Below are 203 nucleotides of genomic sequence, written 5' to 3' on the forward strand. Positions count from 1 at the left end.
GGGTGGCCGCCGAGCGCGGTGTGGGGCCGGTGATGGTTGTAGCCGTGTAGCCAGGCCGGTAGCGAGGCGACACGCTCGGCGGAGGAGTTGTAGACCGCGGCGTAGGCCCATTCGACGGCGAGGGTGCGGTTGAAGCGTTCGGCTTTGCCGTTGGTCCACGGGCAGCGGGCTTGGTGGGGCGGTGGGCGATGCCGAGCTCGGCG

1 pseudogene is annotated in these 203 nt (G+C 71.4%); it reads right to left on the reverse strand.

The features are described from left to right. Window positions 1-203, reverse strand: a pseudogene (locus tag PSD17_RS17425) (integrase core domain-containing protein); the annotation flags it as partial.

This window comes from Pseudonocardia sp. D17 (assembly GCF_036984265.1).
Taxonomy (GTDB): domain Bacteria; phylum Actinomycetota; class Actinomycetes; order Mycobacteriales; family Pseudonocardiaceae; genus Pseudonocardia; species Pseudonocardia benzenivorans.